Below are 223 nucleotides of genomic sequence, written 5' to 3' on the forward strand. Positions count from 1 at the left end.
GATCGGTGCGGGGGCTTTTGCAAAAGCATGGCGGCGTGGGTCGGGCCAATTCGTCGGCGTCACTTGCCACGAAGATGTGACCGAATGGCTCCAGCCTGATTGGGTAATCGATACGCGGCGAGGTGAGTTCGCTTGGAGGCGACTTCGACGGGCACCGCGCATTGCGATGGACATCCACGCCACCAACGGCACCTTCTGGCCCGGCTTTGAGCCGCATCACTAC

1 pseudogene is annotated in these 223 nt (G+C 61.9%); it reads left to right on the top strand.

Annotation, left to right across the window (positions count from 1 at the left end):
• Positions 1-223 (top strand): annotated as a pseudogene (locus EGN72_RS19330) (ABC transporter ATP-binding protein); the annotation flags it as partial.

The sequence above is a fragment of the Pseudorhodobacter sp. E13 genome (assembly GCF_003991405.1).
Taxonomy (GTDB): Bacteria; Pseudomonadota; Alphaproteobacteria; order Rhodobacterales; family Rhodobacteraceae; genus Pseudorhodobacter.